Annotated in this window: 15 protein-coding genes; 5 read left to right on the top strand and 10 right to left on the bottom strand. The window is 60.8% G+C overall.

The genetic code is table 11. The annotated features are described in order from the left end of the window. Positions 1–43 precede the first annotated feature (43 nt). Positions 44–1,729, top strand: a complete 1,686-nt coding sequence (locus KL786_RS15270; RefSeq protein ID WP_215518149.1) for an AMP-binding protein — start codon at positions 44–46, stop codon at positions 1,727–1,729. Between the two features lie 680 nt (positions 1,730–2,409). Here KL786_RS15270 and KL786_RS15275 read toward each other — a convergent pair. The 3 genes from KL786_RS15275 to KL786_RS15285 form a co-directional block, all read right to left on the bottom strand. Next, on the bottom strand, positions 2,410–3,309 hold the full coding sequence (locus tag KL786_RS15275; RefSeq protein ID WP_065943668.1) for a hydroxymethylglutaryl-CoA lyase: 900 nt from the start codon (positions 3,307–3,309) through the stop codon (positions 2,410–2,412). 14 nt (positions 3,310–3,323) lie between these two features. Beyond that, complete coding sequence (locus KL786_RS15280) at positions 3,324–3,725, bottom strand: MerR family transcriptional regulator (protein ID WP_029298346.1); 402 nt, start codon at positions 3,723–3,725, stop codon at positions 3,324–3,326. Positions 3,726–3,795: 70 nt separating this feature from the next. Then, positions 3,796–4,725: a LysR family transcriptional regulator gene (locus tag KL786_RS15285; protein WP_215518150.1), complete on the bottom strand. Its 930-nt coding sequence runs from the start codon at positions 4,723–4,725 to the stop codon at positions 3,796–3,798. Between the two features lie 151 nt (positions 4,726–4,876). Here KL786_RS15285 and KL786_RS15290 point away from each other — a divergent pair, with 151 nt between their 5' ends. Beyond that, the gene (locus KL786_RS15290; RefSeq protein WP_215518151.1) at positions 4,877–6,106 is read left to right on the top strand and encodes an acyl-CoA dehydrogenase; all 1,230 of its coding nucleotides are present in this window, start codon (positions 4,877–4,879) and stop codon (positions 6,104–6,106) included. A gap of 97 nt (positions 6,107–6,203) precedes the next feature. Here KL786_RS15290 and KL786_RS15295 read toward each other — a convergent pair whose 3' ends face one another. Both KL786_RS15295 and xthA read right to left on the bottom strand, forming a co-directional pair. Continuing rightward, positions 6,204–7,544, bottom strand: a complete 1,341-nt coding sequence (locus KL786_RS15295) for a substrate-binding domain-containing protein (protein ID WP_215518152.1) — start codon at positions 7,542–7,544, stop codon at positions 6,204–6,206. A 218-nt stretch (positions 7,545–7,762) separates the two neighbouring features. After that, positions 7,763–8,575, bottom strand: coding sequence for an exodeoxyribonuclease III (gene xthA, locus KL786_RS15300; protein ID WP_032860246.1), 813 nt, complete (start codon positions 8,573–8,575; stop codon positions 7,763–7,765). Positions 8,576–8,762: 187 nt separating this feature from the next. Here xthA and KL786_RS15305 point away from each other — a divergent pair, with 187 nt between their 5' ends. The 3 genes from KL786_RS15305 (at position 8,763) to KL786_RS15315 (ending at position 14,876) form a co-directional block, all read left to right on the top strand. Next, positions 8,763–9,413, top strand: coding sequence for a GNAT family N-acetyltransferase (locus tag KL786_RS15305; protein ID WP_154842872.1), 651 nt, complete (start codon positions 8,763–8,765; stop codon positions 9,411–9,413). A 64-nt stretch (positions 9,414–9,477) separates the two neighbouring features. Next, the gene (locus KL786_RS15310) at positions 9,478–11,205 is read left to right on the top strand and encodes an autotransporter assembly complex protein TamA (protein WP_215518153.1); all 1,728 of its coding nucleotides are present in this window, start codon (positions 9,478–9,480) and stop codon (positions 11,203–11,205) included. Continuing rightward, on the top strand, positions 11,205–14,876 hold the full coding sequence (locus tag KL786_RS15315) for a translocation/assembly module TamB domain-containing protein (protein WP_215518154.1): 3,672 nt from the start codon (positions 11,205–11,207) through the stop codon (positions 14,874–14,876). Before KL786_RS15310 ends, KL786_RS15315 begins: the two co-directional genes overlap by 1 nt. 132 nt (positions 14,877–15,008) lie before the next feature. Here the strand turns inward: KL786_RS15315 and KL786_RS15320 are convergent, their stop codons facing one another. The 5 genes from KL786_RS15320 to KL786_RS15340 all read right to left on the bottom strand — a co-directional run bounded on the left by KL786_RS15320 (position 15,009) and on the right by KL786_RS15340 (position 23,030). Continuing rightward, entirely contained in the window at positions 15,009–17,543 is a 2,535-nt protein-coding gene (locus KL786_RS15320) for a fimbria/pilus outer membrane usher protein (protein WP_458729609.1), read from the bottom strand. Positions 17,544–17,628: 85 nt separating this feature from the next. Continuing rightward, entirely contained in the window at positions 17,629–18,378 is a 750-nt protein-coding gene (locus tag KL786_RS15325; RefSeq protein WP_032860242.1) for a fimbrial biogenesis chaperone, read from the bottom strand. 73 nt (positions 18,379–18,451) lie between these two features. Further along, positions 18,452–19,039, bottom strand: coding sequence for a fimbrial protein (locus tag KL786_RS15330; protein WP_215518156.1), 588 nt, complete (start codon positions 19,037–19,039; stop codon positions 18,452–18,454). 135 nt (positions 19,040–19,174) lie between these two features. Continuing rightward, positions 19,175–19,819 carry a response regulator gene (locus KL786_RS15335; protein WP_032860240.1) on the bottom strand — a complete coding sequence of 215 codons (645 nt, stop codon included), beginning with the start codon at positions 19,817–19,819 and terminating at the stop codon, positions 19,175–19,177. A 34-nt stretch (positions 19,820–19,853) separates the two neighbouring features. Then, complete coding sequence (locus tag KL786_RS15340; RefSeq protein ID WP_215518157.1) at positions 19,854–23,030, bottom strand: hybrid sensor histidine kinase/response regulator; 3,177 nt, start codon at positions 23,028–23,030, stop codon at positions 19,854–19,856. Positions 23,031–23,059: the final 29 nt, after the last annotated feature.

A 23,059-nucleotide genomic window follows, 5' to 3' on the forward strand; every position in this document is an offset into this window, starting at 1 on the left:
ACCGGCGCATCGTCCACCTACAAAAAAGACAATAGGGGTCGTCATGGATCAACCGAATCAGAGCTACAGCCGTGGCCCACAGGACAAGGCCCTGCTGGCCATGACCATTGGCCAGGAATTTGACCGCACAGTGGCGCAGTACCCGCAGGGCGAGGCCCTGGTGGTGCGCCATCAGCACCTGCGCTACACCTGGCGGCAACTGGCCGACGCCGTGGACCTGCATGCCCGCGCTCTGCTGGCCCTGGGTTTGCAGGCTGGGGATCGCCTCGGCATCTGGGCGCCGAACTGCGCGCAGTGGTGTATCAGCCAGGTGGCCAGCGCCAAGCTCGGGGTGATCCTGGTCAATATCAACCCGGCCTACCGCAGCAGCGAGCTGGAATACGTGCTCAAGCAATCGGGCTGCCAGTGGTTGATCTGTGCCGGTTCGTTCAAATCCTCCGACTACCACGGGATGCTGCAGGCGCTGGTACCGGAACTGGCGGAGCAGGGCATCGGCCAATTGCGCTGCGAGCTGTTACCCGAGTTGCGCGGGGTGATCAGCCTGGATGCGCGACCGCCCTCGGGGTTCCTGCCCTGGTCGCAATTGTCGACCCTCGGTGCAGGAGTCCCCGTGCAGCAGTTACACCAGCGCGAGGCCAGCCTGCACTTCGACCAGGCCGTCAACATCCAGTACACCTCCGGCACCACGGGCTTTCCCAAGGGTGCCACCCTCAGCCATCACAACATCCTCAACAACGGCTACATGGTCGGCGAAAGCCTGGGCCTGACTGCCCAGGACCGTCTGGTGATCCCGGTGCCGCTCTATCATTGCTTCGGCATGGTCATGGGTAACCTGGGCTGCATCACCCATGGCACCACCATGATCTATCCCAATGACGGCTTCGACCCGCTGCTGACCCTGACGGCAGTGGCCGAAGAACGCGCCACTGGCCTGTACGGCGTGCCCACGATGTTCATCGCCATGCTCGATCATCCGCAGCGCGGCGAGTTCGACCTGTCGACCCTGCGTACCGGGATCATGGCCGGCTCTACCTGCCCGATCGAGGTGATGCGCCGGGTGATCAGCGACCTGCATATGAGCGAAGTACAGATTGCCTACGGCATGACCGAGACCAGCCCGGTGTCTCTGCAGACCGGTGCGGATGACGACCTGGAGCGTCGCGTGACCACGGTCGGGCGCACCCAGCCACAACTGGAAAGCAAGATCATCGACGAGTCCGGCAACACCGTGCCACGCGGGCAGATCGGCGAGTTGTGTACCCGTGGCTACAGCGTGATGCTCGGCTACTGGAACAACCCCGAGGGCACCCGCGAAGCCATCGACGACGCCGGCTGGATGCACACCGGCGACCTGGCGAGCATGGATGAGCAGGGCTATGTGTGCATCGCGGGGCGCAACAAGGACATGATCATTCGCGGTGGCGAGAATGTGTACCCGCGGGAGCTGGAGGAGTTCTTCTTCACCCACCCGGCGGTGGCCGATGTGCAGATCATCGGCATTCCCGATGAGCGCTACGGTGAAGAGATCGTGGCCTGGATCAAGTTCCACCCGGGACATGTGGCCAACGAACTGGAACTGCAAACCTGGTGCAAGGGGCGCATTGCGCACTTCAAGACGCCGAAGCACTTTCGGTTTGTCGAAGCGTTTCCGATGACGGTGACGGGCAAGATCCAGAAGTTTCGCATGCGCGAGATTACAGTTGAGGAGCTGCGAACGCTGAAGCCCTGATCACCTCTATCTAAATTGTGGGAGCTGGCTGCCTGCGATAGCGGTGTGTCAGCTACTCAATTGTTAACTGATAAACCGCAATCGCAGGCAAGCCAGCTCCCACAATAACAGCGGCGTGTCAGGAGGCATTGTTTTCACCCAGACAGCACAAAGGGGAGCCGAAGCTCCCCTTTAATTTGTTGTTACGTGCTCTTTTTTTATTATTGAGGGGCGGTCTATTGTTGTTTTTGGCAACCGTGGCCCTTTACCGCTGTTTTTGGCGACCCCCATTCGGGGTCAAGAGCAAACGTATTTTTTTGAGCGCTGATCTGCTTCTTCGCACGCGATCCAACCAGTGGGTAGCTACCTTGAGGTAGTTTTATTGTTCTCTGCCCGGTTGCGAGTGGCGGCTTGCGCCGTACCCTGCGAAGCACATCTTCTCCAAAAAAATCTGTTAGCTGCGTCTCTGCCGTGTTGTTTTTGTTATGTCAGAGTCGTTACGTCTTATTTTTATTAGGTTTGGTGCTTTTTATTCTTGTTATGCCATAGAGATAGCAGAAGCCGTGCCAACTTTGTAAAACCCTTTAAAATCAATGGTTTGATTTTTTCGTGGGAAATTTACTTCAGGAAATGCGACAAAATATGTTCCCGTGTTACCCGATGTGTAGCCGCGAGGTAACACATCGTCACGGGTGCGCTACTCAATGGGCACTGCGGGCCTTGGCCACGCGTGAGCCGGTGGGGCGACCCAGGACCGTACAGATCTGTTGGCCCGCCACTATCAGCGTGTCCATGTCGATACCGGTCTCGATGCCCAGGCCGTTGAGCAGGTACAGCACGTCCTCGGTCGCCACGTTGCCGCTGGCGCCCTTGGCATAGGGGCAGCCACCGAGGCCGGCGATAGAGCTGTCGAACACCTCGATACCCTCCAGCAGGCTGGCGTAGACATTGGCGATGGCTTGGCCATAGGTATCATGGAAGTGCCCGGCGAGTTTTGCCCGTGGCACGTCCTTGCCCACCACCTCGAACATCCGCCGAGTGGCGCCTGCGGTGCCGGTGCCGATGGTGTCGCCCAAAGACACCTCGTAGCAGCCCATGGCATACAGCTCACGGGCCACTGCGGCCACTTGTTCTGGGGCGACCTGGCCTTCATACGGGCAGCCCAGCACGCAGGACACATACCCGCGCACACTGACGCCATGCTGCTGCGCTGCCGCCATGATGGGCGCAAAGCGCTCCAGGCTCTCGCTGATGGAGCAGTTGATATTGCGCTGGGAAAACGCCTCGGACGCCGCCGCAAACACCGCGACCTCCTTGACCCCGGCCGCCAGCGCGTCCTCGAACCCGCGCAGGTTCGGTGCCAGGGCGCCGTAGATCACCCCCGGCTTGCGCTGGATCTGCGCAAACACCTCGGCCGATCCGGCCATCTGCGGTACCCATTTAGGCGAGACAAAACTGCCGACTTCGATATAGCCCAGGCCCGCCGCACTGAGGGCGTCGACCAGACGTACCTTGTCGGCCACGCTGATCGGTTGCGCTTCGTTTTGCAGGCCGTCGCGCGGGCCGACTTCGACCAGGCGCACATGGGAGGGGAGAGACATGGGATCTACCTTTTTTATTGGGGTTGGCCGACCTGGCTCTGGATCGTCTGTTCCAGGGCCTGGGTGCAACGTTCTTCGGCGGTGTCCAGCTCCAGCTTCATCTGTTCGATGTCGAGCAACTGTTGTTCCAACTGCTCGCGACGTTCGCTGATTTTCGCCAGCATGCTGTGCAGCTGTTTTTGATTGCCGCTGGTGGGGTCGTAGAGCTCGATCAACTCGCGGCACTCGGCCAGGGAAAAGCCGATGCGCTTGCCGCGCAGAATCAGCTTCAGGCTGACTTTGTCCCGTGGCGAATAGATACGCTCCTGGCCCCGGCGTTCGGGGCTCAAGAGGCCTTGTTCTTCATAGAAGCGAATGGCCCGGGTGGTGATGTCCAACTCGCGGGCCAGGTCGGAGATGCTGTAGGTCGTGCTCATGGTGGCGCTCAAGAAGGGTCTTGGCGCTACGCTAATGGCTGCTTGACGTAAACGTCAAGCAAATCACCGCCTAGGGGTTATCCAACTTCTTCTCGCGCGCCGTGACCTGCTGGCACAACTCGATCATCTGCTCACGCATCCAGCGGTTGGCCGGGTCCTGGTCGGTGCTTTCATGCCAGTACAGGTGGGTTTCCACCGGCGGCACATCATTGACCGGCAGGTTGAACGAGTGCAGTTCGTTACGCCTGGCAAAGCGCTCGGGCACGGTCATCACCATGTCGGTCTGCTGCAATACCTGGGAGGCCATCAGGTAGTGCTGCGAGCGCAGGGCGATCTTGCGCTGGATGCCCATCTTGCCCAGTGCCAGGTCGACGTGGCCCAGGCCATTGCGGCGGCTGGAAATATGGATATGGGTCAGCCCCAGGTAGTCATCCAGGCTGAATTTTTCCTTGCCCGCCAGCGGATGCCCCTTGCGCATGGCGCACACGTAGCGGTCTTCCATCAGCTTGACGTGACGCACTTGCGGGTCAGTGTTGAGCGGTGCATCCACGGCAAAATCCAGGCGCCCGGCGGCCAGTTCCTTGGTGGTTTCCCGACGCTTGGACAAAAAGCTTTCGATGATCACCGTGGGCGCCAGGCGGCGCAGGCGCTGGAACAGGGGGGGCAGGATCACGGCCTCCGTGAGGTCGGTCATGCTGATGCGGTAGGTCTTGGCCGCTTGCAACGGGTTGAAGATCCGGCTTTCCTGCACCGATACCCGCAACAGCGACAAGGCGTTGCGCACCGGGCCAATGATGTTCTGGGCCATGGGAGTCGGCACCATGCCTTGGGCAGTGCGCACGAACAGCGGGTCGTTGAAGGTCTCGCGCAGGCGTGCCAGGGCGTTGGATACGGCCGGCTGGGTAATGCCGACGATCTGCCCGGCGCGGGTCAGGTTGGCTTCGGTGTAGATCGCGTCAAAGACGATGAAAAGATTGAGGTCGACCTTGCTCAGATTCATTTCGCTGCGCTCTTCTTGTTAGGTTTTCATGCGCCGATCATATATCGGTGATGAATGTTAATACACGCCGAGAATAGGCTAGGTAAATTATCAACGCTGTTCTAGCATCGATTGCATGACCTAAACAACCTCTCAAAGAAGGGAGCTGCTCATGGATTTTGCCTATACGCCCAAGGTTCAGGAACTGCGTGAACGCGTCACCGCGTTTATGGATGCTTACGTTTACCCCGCCGAGCCGGTGTTTGAACGCCAGGTCAGCGAAGGTGACCGCTGGCAGCCCACCGCGATCATGGAAGAGCTCAAGGCCCGCGCCAAGGCTGAAGGGCTGTGGAACCTGTTCCTGCCGGAGTCCGAGCTGGGCGCTGGTCTGACCAACCTGGAATACGCGCCGCTCGCAGAAATCATGGGCCGTTCCTTGCTCGGTCCGGAGCCCTTCAACTGCTCGGCGCCCGACACCGGCAATATGGAAGTGCTGGTGCGCTACGCCAACGAAGAGCAGAAACAGCGCTGGCTGGAGCCGCTGTTGCGCGGGGAGATCCGCTCGGCGTTCGCCATGACCGAACCGGATGTGGCTTCTTCCGACGCCACCAACATGGCCGCCCGCGCTGAACGCCAAGGTGACGAATGGGTGATCAACGGTAAAAAGTGGTGGACCTCCGGCGCCTGTGACCCGCGCTGCAAGATCCTGATCTTCATGGGGTTGAGCAACCCGGATGCGCCGCGCCACCAGCAGCACTCGATGATTCTGGTACCGGTGGATGCGCCCGGCGTGAAAATCGTCCGCCCGCTACCGGTGTTCGGCTACGACGACGCACCCCATGGGCATGCCGAGGTACTGTTCGACAACGTGCGGGTGCCGTACGAAAACGTCCTGCTGGGTGAAGGCCGAGGCTTTGAAATTGCCCAGGGTCGCCTTGGCCCCGGGCGTATCCACCACTGCATGCGCTCCATCGGCATGGCCGAGCGCGCCCTGGAATTGATGTGCAAACGCTCGGTCAGTCGCACTGCCTTTGGCAAGCCGCTGGCGCGCCTGGGTGGCAACATCGACAAGATTGCCGACTCGCGGATGGAAATCGACATGGCACGCCTGCTGACCTTGAAGGCCGCTTATATGATGGACACGGTCGGCAACAAGGTGGCGAAAAGTGAAATCGCCCAGATCAAGGTCGTGGCACCGAACGTGGCCTTGAAGGTGATTGATCGGGCGATCCAGATCCACGGCGGTGCCGGGGTCTCCAATGACTTCCCGCTGGCCTATATGTACGCCATGCAGCGCACCCTGCGCCTGGCCGACGGCCCGGATGAAGTGCATCGGGCGGCGATTGGCAAGTTTGAAATTGGCAAATATGTGCCTAAAGAGCTGATGCGCAGCGGCCAGTAAGACCGCGTCGCCTGTATCGCGGGAAAGCCCGCTTCCACACTGTGGGAGCGGGCTTTTCCGCGATAACGGTGGGCCAGTCAACACCCGTCTTCAGGCTTCAATAAACCCAGACCTCCACCCGACGATTCTTGATCCGCCCCTCATCCACGCTATTGGTCGCCACCGGCATCTCGGCGCCAAAGCCGCGAATATCGCGCAACACCACACCACTCTTGACCAGTTCCCGGCGTACCGCCATCGCGCGCAATTTGGAGAGCAATGCCGCGCGCTGCGGATCACTTTTGGCATCGCCAAATCCCACCAGCGTCACCCGTTTGTCGAGTTTGTCGTGGCTGCTGAGATAAGCCACCACCCGCGCCAGGTCCTGGCGTGCCTTGTTGTCCAGGCTGGCGCTGCCTTCTTCGAAGCGAAAGTTCACGGTCAGGCGCTGCGCCTCGCGGGCGATGGCCTGATAGGCAGCGGGCATCGGCGCCCGTGGCTGCACGGTGATGGCCTGGACCTGTTGGGCAATAAACCCATTGGCGGCAACGATGGCCTGGCCCTGGGCGCCTTGGGCAAAGTCCACCAGCGCTGCGGCCCAGGGGTTCGTATTATTGGGTGGCAGGTAGAAGAACAAGCGGCGCGACAGTGGGTAATCCTCGGTGGCGATCAGGCTGTTCTGCGGCAACATGGCCTGGGAGTCGCCGTCACTGATGGCAGCCGCCTTGGCCTGACGTACGTAGGGCAGGCCAATAAAACCAATGCCTTGTGGGTCGCGGCTGACCGCGTCGGACAATTGCTCGCTCGATTCGAAGCGCTTTGCCGTGCTGTCGAGGGTTTTGCCGTGACGGTTGAGCACCAGTTCCTTGAAGGTGTCGTAGGTGCCGGATTGATTATCGCGGGCGTATAGATGGATCTTGCCACCGCTGCCGCCCAAGGCTTCCCAGGTACTGATTTCACCGCTGAAAACCTGCGCCAGTTGCCCGCTGCTCAAGGTGTGTAGTGGGTTGCGTGAATGCAGGATGATTGCCAGGCCATCAATGGCGATCACCTGTTCGGCGCCAGGGCTTTTCAGGTCGCCCAGGGGTTCGAGCTCGACCAGTTCACGGTCCTTGATCGGGCGCGAAGCGGCGGCCAGGTCCGCCTCGGCATTTTTCAGCGCAACAAAGCCGGTGCTGGAACCATGGGCGGCGATTTCCACTGACACACGCTGGCCTTGGGCCGTACTGCCGACGATGCGTTGCTCATTGGGGCGGGGCGCCGGCTCGCGGTGTATGGCCTTGAGCCCCTGTTGTTCCATCAAGCCTTTGACCAGTGCCGGCCCCAACGCCGCGCCAATGGTGTTGGAGCCCTGGATGCGTAAGACCGGACCGTGTTCGGGAAAGGGAAGAGGAGTTGCAAGGACCACAAGAGGAAAAGTGCTGCAGAGTGCCAGCAGGTACAGAGCGCGCAGCATCATGCCGCCACCTTCTCAAGCCATAGGAAGTGCGGGCAGATTAAGTCAGTAAGGTTTCCATAATATGACTGGCACCCCACAGAGCCAAATGTATTCACAGATCTAAATGTGGGAGCGGGCTTGCTCGCGAATACGGTGGACCAGTCACCCGATACGTGACTGTTAAACCGCATTCGCGAGCAAGCCCTCTCCCACATTTTTTGACTGCGTTGTCGCAATAATCAGCTCAGTTCAAGCCAGATCGGCGCGTGATCCGAGGGCTTTTCCAGGCCGCGCAGTTCATAGTCCACGCCGGCATCCTTGATTCGTGGCAATAGGCCATTGGAGGCCATGATCAGGTCGATGCGCAGGCCGCGCTTGGGCTCGTCTTCAAACCCGCGGCTGCGGTAGTCGAACCAGCTGAAGCGATCCGCCACGTCCGGGTTCAAGTGCCGGAAGCTGTCGGTCAGGCCCCAGTTCTTCAGGCGGGCCATCCACTCGCGCTCTTCCGGCAGGAAGCTGCATTTGCCGGTCTTGAGCCAGCGCTTGGCGTTGTCGGCACCGATACCGATGTCGCAATCCTCGGGGGAAATGTTGACGTCGCCCATCACCACCAAGGCCTGGTCATTGCTGAACTGGCTTTCCAGCAGCTGTTGCAGGTCTTCGTAGAAGCGCTGCTTGGCCGGGAACTTGGTCGGGTGATCGCGGCTTTCGCCCTGTGGGAAATAGCCGTTCATGATGGTGATCGGGTTGCCATGCTCATCGGCAAAGGTGCCCCAGATAAACCGGCGCTGGGCATCCTCTTCGTCGCTGGCAAAACCCTTGTGCAGGGCCAGCGGTTCCTGGCGCGAAAGCAGGGCGACACCGTAGTGGCCTTTTTGCCCGTGGTAGTACACGTGATAGCCCAGGGCCTGGACTTCGGCCAGCGGGAACTGGTCGTCGTGGACCTTGGTTTCCTGTAGGCCGATCACGTCCGGTTGATGTTTCTCGATCAGGGCCGCCAGCTGATGAGGCCGGGCGCGCAGCCCGTTGATGTTGAAGGAGACGATTTTCATGGTCGGCAGTCCAGTCTGGCAAAAGGGCGATGCTAGCCGACAAGTCGGACGGGGGCCAGCGTGGCGGTAGGACAGATGCACTGCTAATGTCTCTCAGGGAGCCAATGGCAGGGAACGACTCAGTTGCCCCGGGCTCGTAACAATAAGAACGCGACCTGTTGAGTTGCGTCCAGGGGAGAGACGACTGATGCCCGACACCTCGACCGCTATTGCCCAGGTCCACCTGCTCGACAGCGGCTATTCGCGCGAAGCGCGTTCGCTGCTGTACCACGCCTATCGCCATGAGCCGACCTTTGCCTATCTGTTCGAAGCCGAGCGTTCCGGCTACGAGCAGCGGGTACGCGCCACCGTGCGCGAGTTGGTCAAGCAGCACTTTCTCCAGGAATTACCGGCCATTGGCCTGCTGGTTAATGACCGCCTGATCGGCATCGCCCTGATTGCACCGCCGCAGCGGCGCCTGGGCATCACTGAAAGCTGGGCCTGGCAATTGCGCATGTGGCTGAGCACCGGTTTCAGATGCACCCGGCGTTACCTCGACTACCATCAGGCGGTGTTGGCGTGCCTGCCGTCGGCGTCAGTGCATGTCTTGCCGTTGCTGGGGATTCACCCGCAATTCCAGGGCAAGCATTACGGCGAGCAACTGCTTGAGGCCGTGCATAACTGGTGCGCCGAAGACCCGCACTCCCAGGGCGTGGTGCTGGACACCGGCAATCCGTTGTACCTGGAATTCTACAAGCGCCAGGGTTATGAAGAAGTGGGCGAGGTGGCTGTAGGACCGATCCTGGAGCATGTGTTTTTTCACCCGAATCCACAGGTGTTACAACCTGCAACGCCTTAACACAGAATTATTCAGACGATTCCCGGTTCTAAGGTGCTCCCTTGCTCGTGTAGCATCCGCGCCTATGAAGTTTCCCAATAGAGTTACCAGCGGCTTGATTCTGCTGTTCACAAGCTGCGGCGCATTGGCGCAAAGCGAGTTGGACGTGCGCATCAAGCCTTCAAACGACGCGCTAAAAGCCAATATCGAAGGCTATATCGGCGGGGTTGGCGAGCGTGACGAGGAAGCCTTGCAGCGCTTCAGTCGTGGTGCCGAGGAGCAGGCCCGCAAGGCCGCCCAGGCACTGGGCTTTTACCAGCCGCAGATTGCCAGTGAGGTAAAGGGCGGCAAGAACCCGCGCCTGATCCTCAGCATCGACCCCGGCGAGCCCGTGCATCTGCGTAATGTCACGATTCGGGTCGACGGCCCGGCGGCCGAGCTCAAGTCCTTTCGTGTCCCCGACAGCAAAGACCTCAAGCCCGGCGCCGCTCTCAACCATGGCCATTACGAAGACGCCAAACGCCTGATCCAGAACCAGGCCTCGCGGTTCGGTTTTTTCAGTGGTCGTTTCAGCAGCCAGAAGCTATCCGTCGATCCCCAGGCCGGTGTGGCCGATATCGAGTTGGTCTACGACAGCGGCCCGCGCTACACCCTTGGCAAGGTCAGTTTTGCCGGTGATACACCCTTTGACGAAGAACTGCTGCAACGCATGGTGCCGTTCAAAAGTGGCACGCCTTACGACTCCGAATTGATTGCCGAACTGAACCAGGCGCTGCAATCGAGCGGCTTTTTCGAGAGCTTGCGGGTGGATGCCGCCCCGGCTGCGGCAGCCAATGATGTGATCCCGGTGGCCGTCCAACTGCAAACCCGCAAACCACGGACCATGGGCCTCGGTCTGGGTTACTCGACCGACGTCGGCCCGCGCGGCAAGGCCAACTGGACCCGCCACTGGGTCAATCCCCAAGGCCACAGCTATGGCTGGGAGGCCGAGTTGTCGGCGCCGCGGCAGAACGTCGGCCTGTGGTATGACATCCCCCTCGATCCGCCGCTGACCGACAAGCTGCGCTTCGCCGGTGGCTACCAGAACGAAGAACTGGCCAATACCGACACCGTGAGCAAGCTGCTCACCCTCGGCCCGGAATGGCACAGCAAGTTGCCCAGCGGCTGGACACGGGTGATCTCGCTGAAATGGCAGCGCGAAGAGTATCGCCTGGGCGATGACTCCGGCCTGAGCAATTTGCTGATGCCGGGCCTGAGCTATTCCTACCTGCGCAGTGATAACCGCATCGACCCGCATAACGGCTACCGCCTGCAATTCGACACCAAGGTGGCCAAGGAAGGGGTGGGCTCGGACACCAACCTGCTTTACGGCACCGCCATGATCAAGGGCTTGACCACCGTGTGGGACAAGCACCGTTTCCTCGGCCGTGCGCAGTTTGGCGGCAGTGCCACCAATGGCTACAAGTCCGTGCCGCCATCCCTGCGCTTTTTTGCCGGTGGCGACCAGAGCGTGCGCGGCTACGAGTACCAGACCCTGTCCCCGGAAAACAACAAGGGCGACCGCATCGGTGGCCGCTACATGGTGGCCTTGAGCGCCGAATATCAGTATTCCATCGCCGAAAAGTGGCGGATCGCGACGTTTGTCGACCAGGGCAACTCCTTTAACAACCTGGATTTGCCGAGCCTGAAAACCGGCGTCGGTGTGGGGGTGCGCTGGGTTTCGCCGGTCGGCCCGATTCGTCTCGACCTGGCCCACGCCCTGGAAGATCCGGGCGGTATTCGTTTGCACTTTTCCATGGGGCCTGAGTTGTGATGCGTGCTTTGAAAATAACGGGTTTGAGCGTGGTGGCGCTGATCGCCCTGGTGTTGCTGGCCGTGTGGACCGTATTGGGCACACAAGTCGGCAGCCGCTGGACCCTGGGCCAGGTGCCGGGGTTGGCCGTGGACAATTTCCAGGGCCGCCTCGGCGGGCAATGGAGCGCCGACCGCCTGTTGTGGCAACAAGACAGCAGCCGCGTGGAGCTCAATGCGCCGAAGTTCGACTGGTCGCCGGCGTGCCTGCTGCGCATGACCTTGTGTATCCAGCAACTGGACGTCGAGCAGGTCAGCCTGCAATTCCCGCCCAGCACCGAAGAAAGCAGCGGCCCGATTACCCTGCCGGACTTGAACCTGCCCGTAGCCATCGAACTGGGCGACGTGCGCGTCGGTAGCCTGCTGTTCAATGGCAGCGAAGAGCTCAAAGGCCTGCAACTGGCGGCACACTGGACTCGCGAGGGGATGAAGATCGACGCGGTACACCTGCAGCGCGACGGCCTGGTGTTGGACCTCAGCGGCTTGCTCAAACCCAGCGGCGACTGGCCGCTGACGGCGACCGGCAACTTGAGCCTGCCTTACGCCCCAGGCGGTGCGCCGTGGACGGTGGCACTGAACGTCGAGGGCGACTTGCTCAAGACCCTCAAGCTCGACGCCGACAGCAGCGGCTACCTGCCGGCCAAGCTCAGCGGCGAGCTGCAACCCCTGGTCGAGAACCTACCGGCGCAGGTGCGCATTACCGCCGATGGTTTCAAGGCTAGCGCCGACCTGCCGGATACCTTGCAGCTCAATCAACTGGACCTCACCGCCAAGGGCGACCTGGGCAAAGGCTATCAACTGCTGGGCAAAGCCGTACTGCCCGCCGAGAAAGGCCCGGTCGACCTGCTGCTGCAAGGCCGGGTCGATGCCAAGGGCGCGCAGATCGCCGGCCTGGACCTGACGGCCGGTGACAAGCAAAGCCTCAAGCTCAGTGCCCAGTTGGATTGGCAGCAGGGTTTCAGTGCTGACGCAAAAATCGACTGGCTGGACTTCCCCTGGCATCGCCTCTACCCAGTGATTGACGAGCCGCAAGTAGCGCTGCGTACCTTCAATGGTGAGGTTTCCTACAAAGACGGCAACTACCTGGGCAATCTCAAGGCCGATCTCGATGGCCCGGCCGGCAAGTTCAGCCTGGTCACGCCGTTCAGTGGCGATCTGACCCAAGTGTTCCTGCCGGAACTGAAACTGGTCGCCGGCCAGGGCAAGGCCGAAGGCCACCTGAACCTGAAATTTGCCGATGGCATCGCCTGGGATACCGCGCTGGACCTGTCGGCGATCAACCCGGCGTACTGGGTCGCGGAACTGCCGGGCACGCTCGCCGGGCCGTTGCGCAGCCAGGGCGAAATGAAAAACGAGCAACTCAAGCTCAATGCCGACCTCGACCTCAAGGGCCGTCTGCGCGGCCAAACCGCCGTGCTGGCCGCCAAGGCCGAAGGCGCGGGTGAGCAATGGACCCTGGCCAACCTGGATATCCGCCTGGGCGACAACCGCATCAATGGCAGTGGCAGCCTGCAACAACGTCTGGCTGGGCAGATTGATATCAAGCTCGCGCGCCTGGCCCAGTTGTGGCCGCAGTTGCGTGGGCAGGTCAATGGCCGGCTCGACGTGGCCGGTACCTTGAAGGCGCCGCAAGGCAAGCTCGACCTCAAGGGCCAGCAACTGGCATTTGAAGATAATCGCCTGCAAGCCCTCAGCCTGGACGCCACCCTGGATAATGCCCAGCGCGCGAAGATCGACCTCAAGGGCAGCGGCATCCAGGCCGGTGACACCCAGCTCGGCACCCTGACCGCCAGCGCCCAGGGCGATATCAAGAGCCAGAAAGTCCAACTGGACCTGATGGGGCCGATGGTCAAGCTGGCCCTGGCCCTGGACGGCAACCTCGACCAAGGCAACTGGCGCGGGCGCCTGGCCAGCGGTGATGTACAGGCCGGTGGCCAGGACTGGAAGCTGCAAGCCCCGGCGAAAATCGAGCGCATGGCCGACGGCAAGCTGACCTTCGCCGCCCATTGCTGGGTCTCCGGGCCCGCCAGCCTGTGTGGTGAAGACCAGCGCCTGATGCCCGATCCCAAGCTGCGCTACCACCTCAAGCAATTCCCTATCGATAGCCTGGCGCAATGGCTGCCCAAGGATTTTGCCTGGCAGGGCAAGCTCAACGCCGATATCCAGCTCGACCTGCCGGCCAGCGGCCCCAAAGGCCTGGTCTCGGTGGATGCCAGCGGCGGTACCTTGCGCGTCAAGGACAAGGACCAGTGGCTGGATTTCCCCTACGACACCCTCAAGCTGGAAACCACGCTCAATCCCACGCGCATTGATACCCAGCTGAATTTCCGTGGCGGCAAACTCGGTGAGTTGCTGTTGCAGGCTCAGATCAACCCACTGGCGAAGAACAAGCCGATCTCCGGCAATTTCAGCCTTACCGGCCTCGATCTTGCGGTAGCACGGCCGTTCGTGCCGATGGTGGAAACCCTCAACGGCAAGCTCAACGGCAGCGGGCGGATTTCCGGCGGGCTGCTGGCGCCGCAGGTCAACGGCAACGTCAACCTGATCGCCGGTGAGATTTCCGGACCTGAACTGCCCATCAGCCTCGAAGGCCTGAACCTGCAGGCGCTGATTGCCGGTGAAAGCGTGCAACTCAACGGCGGCTGGCGCAGTGGCAAGGCCGGGCAGGGCAGCCTCAAGGGCCAGATCGACTGGGGTCGCGCCCTGGCGGTCGATCTCAGCCTGCAAGGCTCGCAATTGCCGGTCACGGTCGAACCCTACGCGGAACTTGAAGTGGCGCCGGACCTGAAAATCACCCTCAAGGACGACAAGTTGGCGATTGCCGGCAAGGTCCACATCCCGCGTGGTGATATCACCGTGCGCGAACTGCCGCCGTCGACCGTCAAGGTCTCGGACGACACGGTGATCGTCGGCAGCCAGACCGAAGAGGGCAAGCCGCCGATGGCCATGGCCATGGATATCAACGTGGTGGTGGGCGAGGACCAGCTCAACTTTGCCGGCTTCGGCCTGACCGCCAAGGTCCAGGGCCAGGTGCATATCGGCGACAACATGGACACCCGTGGCGAGCTCTGGCTCAACGATGGTCGCTATCGTGCCTACGGCCAGAAACTCGATGTACGCCGTGCGCGCCTGATGTTTGCCGGGCCCCTCGACCAGCCGTATCTGGACATCGAAGCCATCCGCAAGACCGACGACGTGATCGCCGGGATCCGCCTGAGCGGTAGCGCCGAACAGCCCACCACGCAGATCTTCTCGGAACCGGCGATGAGCCAGGAGCAGGCGCTGTCGTACCTGGTGCTGGGGCGTCCGTTGAGCACTACGGGTGAAGACAACAACATGCTGGCGCAGGCAGCGCTGGGCCTGGGCTTGATGGGCAGTGCCGGGGTGACTTCGGACATCGCCAAGAACCTGGGGATCCAGGACTTCGAACTCGACACCCAGGGCAGTGGCAACAACACAGCAGTGGTGGCCAGCGGCAAGATCACCGAGAAACTCAGCCTGCGTTACGGGGTCGGGGTATTTGAGCCGGCCAGCACCATTGCCTTGCGCTATCTGTTGAGCAAGAGGGTGTATCTGGAAGTGGCCAGCGGCGTGGCCAGCTCATTGGATATCTTCTACAAACGGGATTTCTGACGGCCAGGCGCAAATCAAAATGTGGGAGCGGGCTTGCTCGCGAAAGCGGTGGATCAGTACCAAATTGGCTGGCTGATACGACGCTTTCGCGAGCAAGCCCGCTCCCACATTGTTTTGCAGTGTTTTTATAGCCTAGGGCTGGCACACCAGCGACACCCGCTCAAAGTTCAGCGCCTTGTCACGCTCTGCCAGCGCATAGGGCGCCTGGCATTGTTGCTCGCCCCACTTGATGACCAAGGTGCCTGAATCCTGCTCCATCAGCGCCAGTGCCTTGCCGCTAGGGTCGGCAATCGCGATCTGTTTGCCTGCCATGTCCTCGATGGCCGCGCCAAATGGAATCGGCTGGCGCTGGGCATCAAACAACGCGAACTGCACGCGGCGCCCGGTCTTGCTGATGTACCGCGCCAGTACCACTGCACCACGGCGTGGTACCACCTGTTGGGTGGCGTTATCGATCTCGATGTCTGCACCCAGGTCGCGGGTGTCCAGACTGATCCAGTTCACCCGATAGGGTTGGGCGTTGGACACCACGGCAAAACCGTTGCGACCTGTCTCGGCGCCGCTGTAGCTGCCAATCTTGACCCCAGCCACATCTGGTACTTCGGCCAGGGCAAAGGTCTCGCCCACGGTCTGCCCCAGGTTGATACCGCCTGCGTGGCCCACAATCGAGCCGGACAGGTTGAGGTTTTGCGAGTTGTAGCCGCTGCCCTGGCCATACCCTGCGCTGATGTCCATGACAGAGGTGCGGGTGCTGACGTTGGCCGAACCGGTGCTGCCGCCGTTGCTGCTATTGCCGCCTTGCACCGAGTAGTAGGTGTCGCTGTTTTCCGAGAGGTAACCGTTGATGCCCACTTGGGTGCTGTCGCTGTTCTTTTGCGTACTGGCAGAGACAAATGCCCGTGGCGCGCGAGGTGCCGAACCCAAGGGGAACGACAGCGACAAGTTGACCAGGGTGTCATTGTTCGCCGGCCCGTAATTGCCAACATCCTTGGAGTAGGTGGCTGACAGGTTGTAGCTCATTTCGCCCCAGTAGTTGCTGTAGCCCGCCGACACACTCTGGGAGCCGCCGCGTCCCCAATAACGCTGGTCGCTGGCGTTCATATAGACGTTGCCGTACTGCTGGTTGCGGCCCAGGCTCTGGTTGACGGTCAAGTCGGTACGGGTTTTCGAGTTGCCCGTGCGCTTGAGGCCATCGGCGCTCAGTTCCTCGACGTGGTCGGTCAGGGTCCGATAGCCTTCAGTGGAGTAGCGATAGGCGGCCAGGGTAAAACTGGTATCGGTGCCGGTGAACGTCTTGGCATACAGCGCCCGCAGGCTATTACCCTGGACTTTCTGGCCTTCGGTGCGGCTGGAGGAGTGCGTCACGTCCACCGAAACCGCGCCAATCGGCGTATTGCGCCCGGCGCCCAGGGACAGCGCCTGGAAGTTCTCCGTGGCCTGTACCCCGACAATCCCCGACAGGTTGCTGCTGATGCCGTAGGCCAGGGTGCTGCTGACAAACTGTGGCGTCGCTTGGTCGTCGTTATTGCTGTTGTATTTACCGGCCGAGACGCTGTATTTCACCTGGCCCTGGCGAACCATGATCGGCAGGCTGGAAAACGCCTGCATGGTCACCCGGCGCCGACCATCGGCTTCGATGACGGTCACTTCCAGGTCGCCGTTGGAACCACTGGGGTAGATATCGCTGATTTCGAACGGGCCCGGCGGCACGTTGGCGGTGTACAGGATGTAGTTGTTCTGGCGGATCTCCACGGTCGCGCTGGTCTGCGCCACGCCACGGATGATCGGCGCATAGCCGCGCTCACTGTCGGCGCGCATGCCTTCATCGGACGCCAGTTTCAGCCCGCGATAGCGCACGCTGTCGAACAGGTCGGCATCGGAGAAGATATCGCCGGCGCTGAATTGGCCCTTCAAGGCGGTCACGTCATGTTGCAGGTAACTGCGGTTGCTCTTGAAGGTGCTGGGCCGGCCGGTGCTGCTGCTGAAGTTCGATTCGTTGCGCAGCCGCCACGCGCCCAGGTTGATGCCGTTACGCAGGCCCAGGTTATTGGACAGCGTGGTGTTGTAGTCGGTGTGGTTACGGTTGCTGCTCAACTGATAGTTGATAAACGCCGCCGACACGCCGTCGTCCCACAAGGCCGGGTCCACGTAGCCACGACGGCCACGTTCCATGGCCTGTTGTGGCACGCTGACCAGCAGGCGCAGGCGTGGGACGTCGTAGCGCACGCTGGCGTGCTCAATCAGGGCGGGCAGGTCATAACAGGCTTGTGGGTCATCGAGGGTGAGTTTTTCACTGGCTTGCAGCTTGGCAAGGTCGATGCCCAGTTGTTGCAGCATTTCCAGGGTCAGGCAAGGATCAACCTTGCCGTTGACGGGGTTGCGGCGAAAGTCGATATCGCGACGGCCTACCAGGGTGTCGTTGCTGTAGAGGTCAACCCGGTAGTTGCCAGGCAACACACTGTTGGCTGCCAGCAGCAGTTGCAGGTCGACGGAGGACGGTGCGCCTTGCAGAAACGTGGTGTTGAACTGTTCAACGGACGCCTGCTCGCTGCCTTCGGCCAGGCACGTGCTGCTGGAGGTGATGACAATAAGCAGGGGCGCCCACTGAGTCAGCCGCCCACAGCGGTTCCCGCCAAGATTTAATCTGCTGCGCATAAATAAAAACATGTAGGAAACCTATATCACCTCCGATACGAACTAACGGAGCGAAGAGAAATACGGTAGAAGTACGTGTGCCAACCAGGCAGGTACGTTAAGGCGACTCTTTGTCTGGTGTGGCCTGGGAGTCGGCAGTGTTGGACAGTTTCGCGGTATATCGATCTTGTGCGCCGTAATCGTTGATGCTGCTAAATAGCAACGTGGCGGTGTGGGTGCGATCTAGCTGTTTCAGTGCAAACTCTTTTTGTTCGCCGGGTGCAATCATCGTTGAATCAAAAGGCTTATCTTTTAGTTGCCCTGACTCAAGTGTTATATCCGCGATTGAAACGTGATAAAGCCCCGGATTATTGACACGCAGGACGGTTTTGCCAGCACGCTCTTCCAGGCGCCATAACAACGCTACTGGGGCCTGATAGGCGTTGGATTCCAGCCCGGCAGGGCGGAAGAACACCTTGATGCGCTGGCGCACTGCAAGCTGCAAGGTGTTTTGTGTTTTCGAGGCCTGGGGGATTTCCTGGACGTTGAGCCAGACCACCGACTCTTTGTCGGTTGGCATGCCTTTGCCTTCGTAGATCACCCGCAGTAACTGCTGCTCCTGGCCACTGACCCGGGCCAACGGCGGGGTGACTGCAAAAGGCACTGAGTTTGCATCAGCGCTGTCGGTATCGATCCAGGACTGGATCAACACGGCGTCACCGCTGTTACGCACGGTAATGCCGGCTTCCTTGTGCTGGCCGTCGAACACCAGGCGGGTGGCGCTCAGGGAAATACTGGCATGGGCCTGGCTGATGGCGAACAGGCCAAGCAGGCCCAGGCACAATGACCGAGAGGAATGAGAAAACATGATGAGTACCGCTGGTTTGGAAGAAAGGGCGAGGCTGTAAAGCCCCGCACCAGGGTTCAGGCGTGTTGCAGATTTATTCGTATTGCAGGGTGAACGGCAGGGTAGCGTCAGCACGACCGGCAACCACGGTGTCCAGTGCAGCAGTGGTGACGTAGGCTGCGGAGAACTTCAGCGTTGCGTTGCTATCTTGCAGATTGCTCTCGATCTTGGCCGCGGCTGGCGAGCTCAGGTCGATGATCGCGCCATTGGCGTCGAGCAGGGCAATACCGACGTTCTTCGCAGCGCCCAGACCACCAATCACGTTCAAGACCTTGGTGCCGGCCACGATGCCCGTGCCTGCGCCTCGGGTGGGTTCAAAGAGCATCGCCACTTTGGTACCCGCGTTGCAGTTGATCTTCATGTCGAAGTTTTCAGCGCTCAGTTTGCCGCTGCCAATCGGTGCAGCAGCAGTGCCCATGTCCTTGATGGACACTTCACCCATTTCCACGGAAATGTTTTTGTTGAGGCCTGCGCCTTCAACGGAACATGCGTCGTTGTTGATCACGCCGGTGAAGTTGATGGTGCCGCTGCCGGCCTTGACAGGAGTTCCTTCAGCTGCATAAGCGGCGCCAGTGGCGGCGAACATCGAAAGGGTCAGAAGTGCGAGGGAAAGCTTTTTCATGCTCAATTCCATTGTTTGGGTTAAGAGGTTCTATGAAGTGCCAGAACACGATATAGAACCCCCCCAAAGGGAGGAATCAGACGATCCTTAGAAGCGCGGATTTGAGCGCTGCCGCAGGGTTTTTAGTTGTTATTGTTAGTTGAAAAGTTTGCGCTCGATACAGTAAGCAAGTAACGCCTGGTCGCTGGTAACTTCCAGTTTGCGCATGGCCGATACTTTTTGCGTACTGATGGTCTTGGCGCTTCTATTCAAACCCCGTGCAATCTCATTGACACTTTGCCCGCTGATGAACAGGCGCAATATTTCGTGCTCCTTGGGCGATAACAGGGTGAAGCGTTCGTCCAGGTCGACGGACTCAATGACCGAAGTCGATTGCGGCCCGGCACTGTGGAAAGGCGTGCCATTGGCGATGGACTTGAGCGCCACCTGGATTTCGTCGTGCAACTGGTTCTTCTGAATCACCCCGACCACCCCGAGCTCCTGCAACCGGGTCAGGATCAGCGGGTTGGAGATCATCGTCAGCACCAGGATATGCACCGCAGGAAAGTGCCGCGTCAGGTACTCCACCAGCTTGAGGCCGTCGCCGTAGGGGGAGTCGGCCGGCATATTGAAGTCGGTGATCACCACGTCGACCGACTGCTGCTCAAGCAGGTTGACCAGTTCGGTGGAGTCCAGGGCTTCGCCCACCACGTTGAAGCGCTTATCGCGCTCTACCAACTCGCGAACGCCCACCAGTACGATCGGATGATCGTCGGCAATGACTACGTTTAACTTTTCCATGACGCAATATCCATAAGGCGAAAAGACGGTGAAGTTACCCAAGCGTATCGATTAAAGCCTCCAGGCGTTCGAGCTGCACCCGAACCTCCTGTGCCAGGGCGGGGGTGACGCTCAAGCCCATCAACCGGCACTCAAGTTCAACAAAGGCCGTGGCCAGGTTTTCTGCCCGCACCGCGCCCAGGGCGCCGGCCATGCTGTGCAGTTGCTGGGCAACGGCATTGGCATCGGCACGCTCCAGTGCTGCGCGCACACCCTGTATATCGGCCTGCAGGGTGCTGGCAAACAGCTCACGCATTTTCGGCGATAACTGCACCTGGTCCACCACGACGATGCCAGGCTCTGCCACGTTTGCCTTGCAATGCAGCAACAGTTGCTTGCGCAAGGTCGACAAGCTCAGTGGCTTGACCATCCAGGCGTTCATGCCGACCGCCGCGCAGTGCTCACCTTCCTCGCGCAAGGCGTTGGCCGTGACGCCGATGATGGGTATATCGGCATCTTGTTGGCGCAGGGCCTGGGCCAGTTCATAGCCATTCATCAGCGGCATATTGACGTCGGTCAGCACCAGGTCGAACTGCCCAGGCCGCCACTGCACCAGAGCCTGCTCGCCGTTGATGGCGGTCACCACCGAGCAGCCGAGGGCTTCGAGTTGTTCCTTGATGATCGCCGAGTTGATCGGGTTGTCTTCGGCCACCAGGACCTTCAGGTTCAGGCGTTGCGTGTGTTCGGGCTGCGCTGGCCGGCTCGATCCTGTGCTGCCAGCCTGCGCCAGGCACACGGCCCAGGCAATCGCGCGTACATCATAGGCATCGACCTGCCAGGCGCCGCCCGCGTAGGCCGGCGGGTTTGGCCCGTCGGCGCTGGCGATGACCCGTGATCCCGGCCAGGGTGCATCTTTGGCGGTCGGCAATACATCCACCCACACGGCTGACGACAGGGCTGGCGGCAACTGAGGGTTGGCTTCCACGCCCAGGCGATTGAGCCAGGCGCACAGGTGCTGCGCCAACTCCGGCACTGGTGCGCGCACATAAATCGCAGGCGCCTGCGGCGCGAACTCGGGGCAGTCGGCCAGTGTGCCGGCTACTGGTTCAAGGTCCAGTTGCAGGGTAAAACTGCTGCCCAGGCCAGGCTCGCTGACCACGGTCAGCGCGCCTGCCATCAGCTCGCACAACCATTTGCAGATCGCCAGGCCCAGCCCCGCACCGGTTTGATGGCCGGTGCCGTGGACCTGATAGAACGGGTCGAACAACTGCACCTGCTGGGCCTGTGAAATGCCCACGCCCGAGTCGCTGACCTGCCATTGCAGGCGCGCCCGGTCGGCATCCAGTGAGCGTAGCCGCAGCACCACTCGCCCGTGGTCAGTGAACTTGATGGCATTGCTCAGCAGGTTGTTGAGAATCTGCCGGATCCGCAACGGATCGCCCCGCACCCGGTCCGGCACCGTCGCGTCGATGCAGGCATAGAGTTGCAAGCCTTTGGCCCGGGCAAAGGCGCTGTAGGTGCGCACGGTGTCCTCGGTCAATTCCAGGGGGCAGAAGTCCTGGGCTTCCAGGGTCATTTGCCCGGACTCGATCTTCGACACATCCAGCACATCGCTGATCAGTTGGAACAGTGTGGCGGAGGAGCGTTGGATGGTGTGCAGGTAATCCTGCTGGCGCGGTTGTAGCGGCGTCAGTCCGAGTAATTCCAGGGTGCCGAGTACGCCGTACAACGGGGTGCGGATCTCATGGCTCATGGTCGCCAGGAAGCGGGTCTTGGCTTCATTGGCTGAGTCGGCGGCGAGGCGGGCGTCTTCCAGGGCAATGGCATCTTCGATATGCCGCGTCACATCATGGAAGGCACACAGCCAGGCGTCCTGGCCTTGATAGCGGGTATTGATGAAGGCCACTTGCAGATGGCGCCCGTCGATCTCCAGGTCGGCCTGGCCGGACTCGCTGAGGTTGCAATGCTGGCACAGGGCATTGATCAGCTTTGGTGTGCCTTGCCATTGCCGCGCGCGCTGGTTTTCCAGCAGCACGTGATGGTCGCTGCGGCGTATCACGCACAGGCCGGCCGGTGCGGTATCGATCACGGCACGGCTGAAGGCTTCGCTTTCGGCAATGCTGGCGTGGGCCTGGTGGGCGGGCAGGATGACATGGTTTTTGTACCAGCGATTGAAGGCTCGGCCGCCGCCCAGGCCTGCCAGTATCAGCACGGCCAGGCACAGCAGCGGCCACAAGGCATAGCTCAAGAAACTCTTGAAGCCGATGACATAGATCGCCGTCCAGGGTTGTGCATCGGGGCTGGTCAGCTTGAACACCAGCCCATCACGGGTGAAGTTCACCCCGTTTTTCAGGACTTTTCCTGCGTTCTGGGCCCCGGCCAGCACTTCGCCGGACGGTGCGATCAGGGTGAAGTGGTCGTAGATCGACCACTGCATGAGGCGCTCGATGTTATTGACCTGGGACGGTGCCAGCAGCGAGGCGACCAGCACATGGCTGCTGGCGCCCTGGATATGCAGGCTTGTCGGGGCCAGGTCGATGTGGATGTAGGCGAGCAAGGTGGGGGTCACCGCGCTGCTGGAGGCGTCGCCGAAGGCTTTCCAGTGGACTTGGTTGTCCGGCGGTTGGCGAGGGTTTTCGTGCAGGCTGGTTTCTACCCGGTGCACCACATCGGCAAAGGCCCCGCCCTGGATCTGCCCTGCATCACGCAGGGCACCGGCTGAAGGTACCGAAATATCAAAGTTGTCCGGCCCGTTGAACAGCAGAACCTGGGGTGACTGATAGTGCGAAGCCGACCAGAAGGCGCTGTAGAAAGCCGTCAGGTGGGCGGCCAGGTCAAACACCTTGGTGCGTTGGCTGGGGGCAATACGTGCCGGGTTGAGCTTCACGCTGTAAGGCAGGGAATAGCTGAACTCCCGGCCTTCATAAATATTCGGCCCCTGCTCGGGCAACGCCCTGGGTGTGGGCTGCGCAGAGGTCTGCGGTGGCAACAGGTCGCCCTGGGCACTTTGCTGGGAAACCGTGGCCAGAAAGGCTTGTTGTTCCGCGATGTTTTCCATCAGCCGGGCGAAGTGAAAGCGCGTGGTGTCGCTCTGTTCGCCGATCATGCGTTGCACACCCACGTAGCTGATCCCCGCCAGTACCAGCACCAGGGCGCCGAGGACCATCAAGCTTTTATTCAGGCGCAGTGAACTGCTGGCCAGTTTCTCCAGGAAGGCATTGGGCTGATTCATTACGCGACCCGGCAGGCGGGAAGGGGAAA

The organism is Pseudomonas sp. TAE6080 (genome assembly GCF_018732265.1).
Taxonomy (GTDB): Bacteria; Pseudomonadota; Gammaproteobacteria; order Pseudomonadales; family Pseudomonadaceae; genus Aquipseudomonas; species Aquipseudomonas brenneri.

What these genes read in the sequence shown, in the direction of transcription:
- KL786_RS15270 (WP_215518149.1), top strand. Translation starts at nt 44, where the DNA reads ATGGATCAACCGAATCAGAGCTACAGCCGTGGCCCACAGGACAAGGCC.
- KL786_RS15275 (WP_065943668.1), bottom strand. Translation starts at nt 3,309, where the DNA reads ATGTCTCTCCCCTCCCATGTGCGCCTGGTCGAAGTCGGCCCGCGCGAC.
- KL786_RS15280 (WP_029298346.1), bottom strand. Translation starts at nt 3,725, where the DNA reads ATGAGCACGACCTACAGCATCTCCGACCTGGCCCGCGAGTTGGACATC.
- KL786_RS15285 (WP_215518150.1), bottom strand. Translation starts at nt 4,725, where the DNA reads ATGAATCTGAGCAAGGTCGACCTCAATCTTTTCATCGTCTTTGACGCG.
- KL786_RS15290 (WP_215518151.1), top strand. Translation starts at nt 4,877, where the DNA reads ATGGATTTTGCCTATACGCCCAAGGTTCAGGAACTGCGTGAACGCGTC.
- KL786_RS15295 (WP_215518152.1), bottom strand. Translation starts at nt 7,544, where the DNA reads ATGATGCTGCGCGCTCTGTACCTGCTGGCACTCTGCAGCACTTTTCCT.
- xthA (WP_032860246.1), bottom strand. Translation starts at nt 8,575, where the DNA reads ATGAAAATCGTCTCCTTCAACATCAACGGGCTGCGCGCCCGGCCTCAT.
- KL786_RS15305 (WP_154842872.1), top strand. Translation starts at nt 8,763, where the DNA reads ATGCCCGACACCTCGACCGCTATTGCCCAGGTCCACCTGCTCGACAGC.
- KL786_RS15310 (WP_215518153.1), top strand. Translation starts at nt 9,478, where the DNA reads ATGAAGTTTCCCAATAGAGTTACCAGCGGCTTGATTCTGCTGTTCACA.
- KL786_RS15315 (WP_215518154.1), top strand. Translation starts at nt 11,205, where the DNA reads ATGCGTGCTTTGAAAATAACGGGTTTGAGCGTGGTGGCGCTGATCGCC.
- KL786_RS15320 (WP_458729609.1), bottom strand. Translation starts at nt 17,543, where the DNA reads ATGTTTTTATTTATGCGCAGCAGATTAAATCTTGGCGGGAACCGCTGT.
- KL786_RS15325 (WP_032860242.1), bottom strand. Translation starts at nt 18,378, where the DNA reads ATGTTTTCTCATTCCTCTCGGTCATTGTGCCTGGGCCTGCTTGGCCTG.
- KL786_RS15330 (WP_215518156.1), bottom strand. Translation starts at nt 19,039, where the DNA reads ATGAAAAAGCTTTCCCTCGCACTTCTGACCCTTTCGATGTTCGCCGCC.
- KL786_RS15335 (WP_032860240.1), bottom strand. Translation starts at nt 19,819, where the DNA reads ATGGAAAAGTTAAACGTAGTCATTGCCGACGATCATCCGATCGTACTG.
- KL786_RS15340 (WP_215518157.1), bottom strand. Translation starts at nt 23,030, where the DNA reads ATGAATCAGCCCAATGCCTTCCTGGAGAAACTGGCCAGCAGTTCACTG.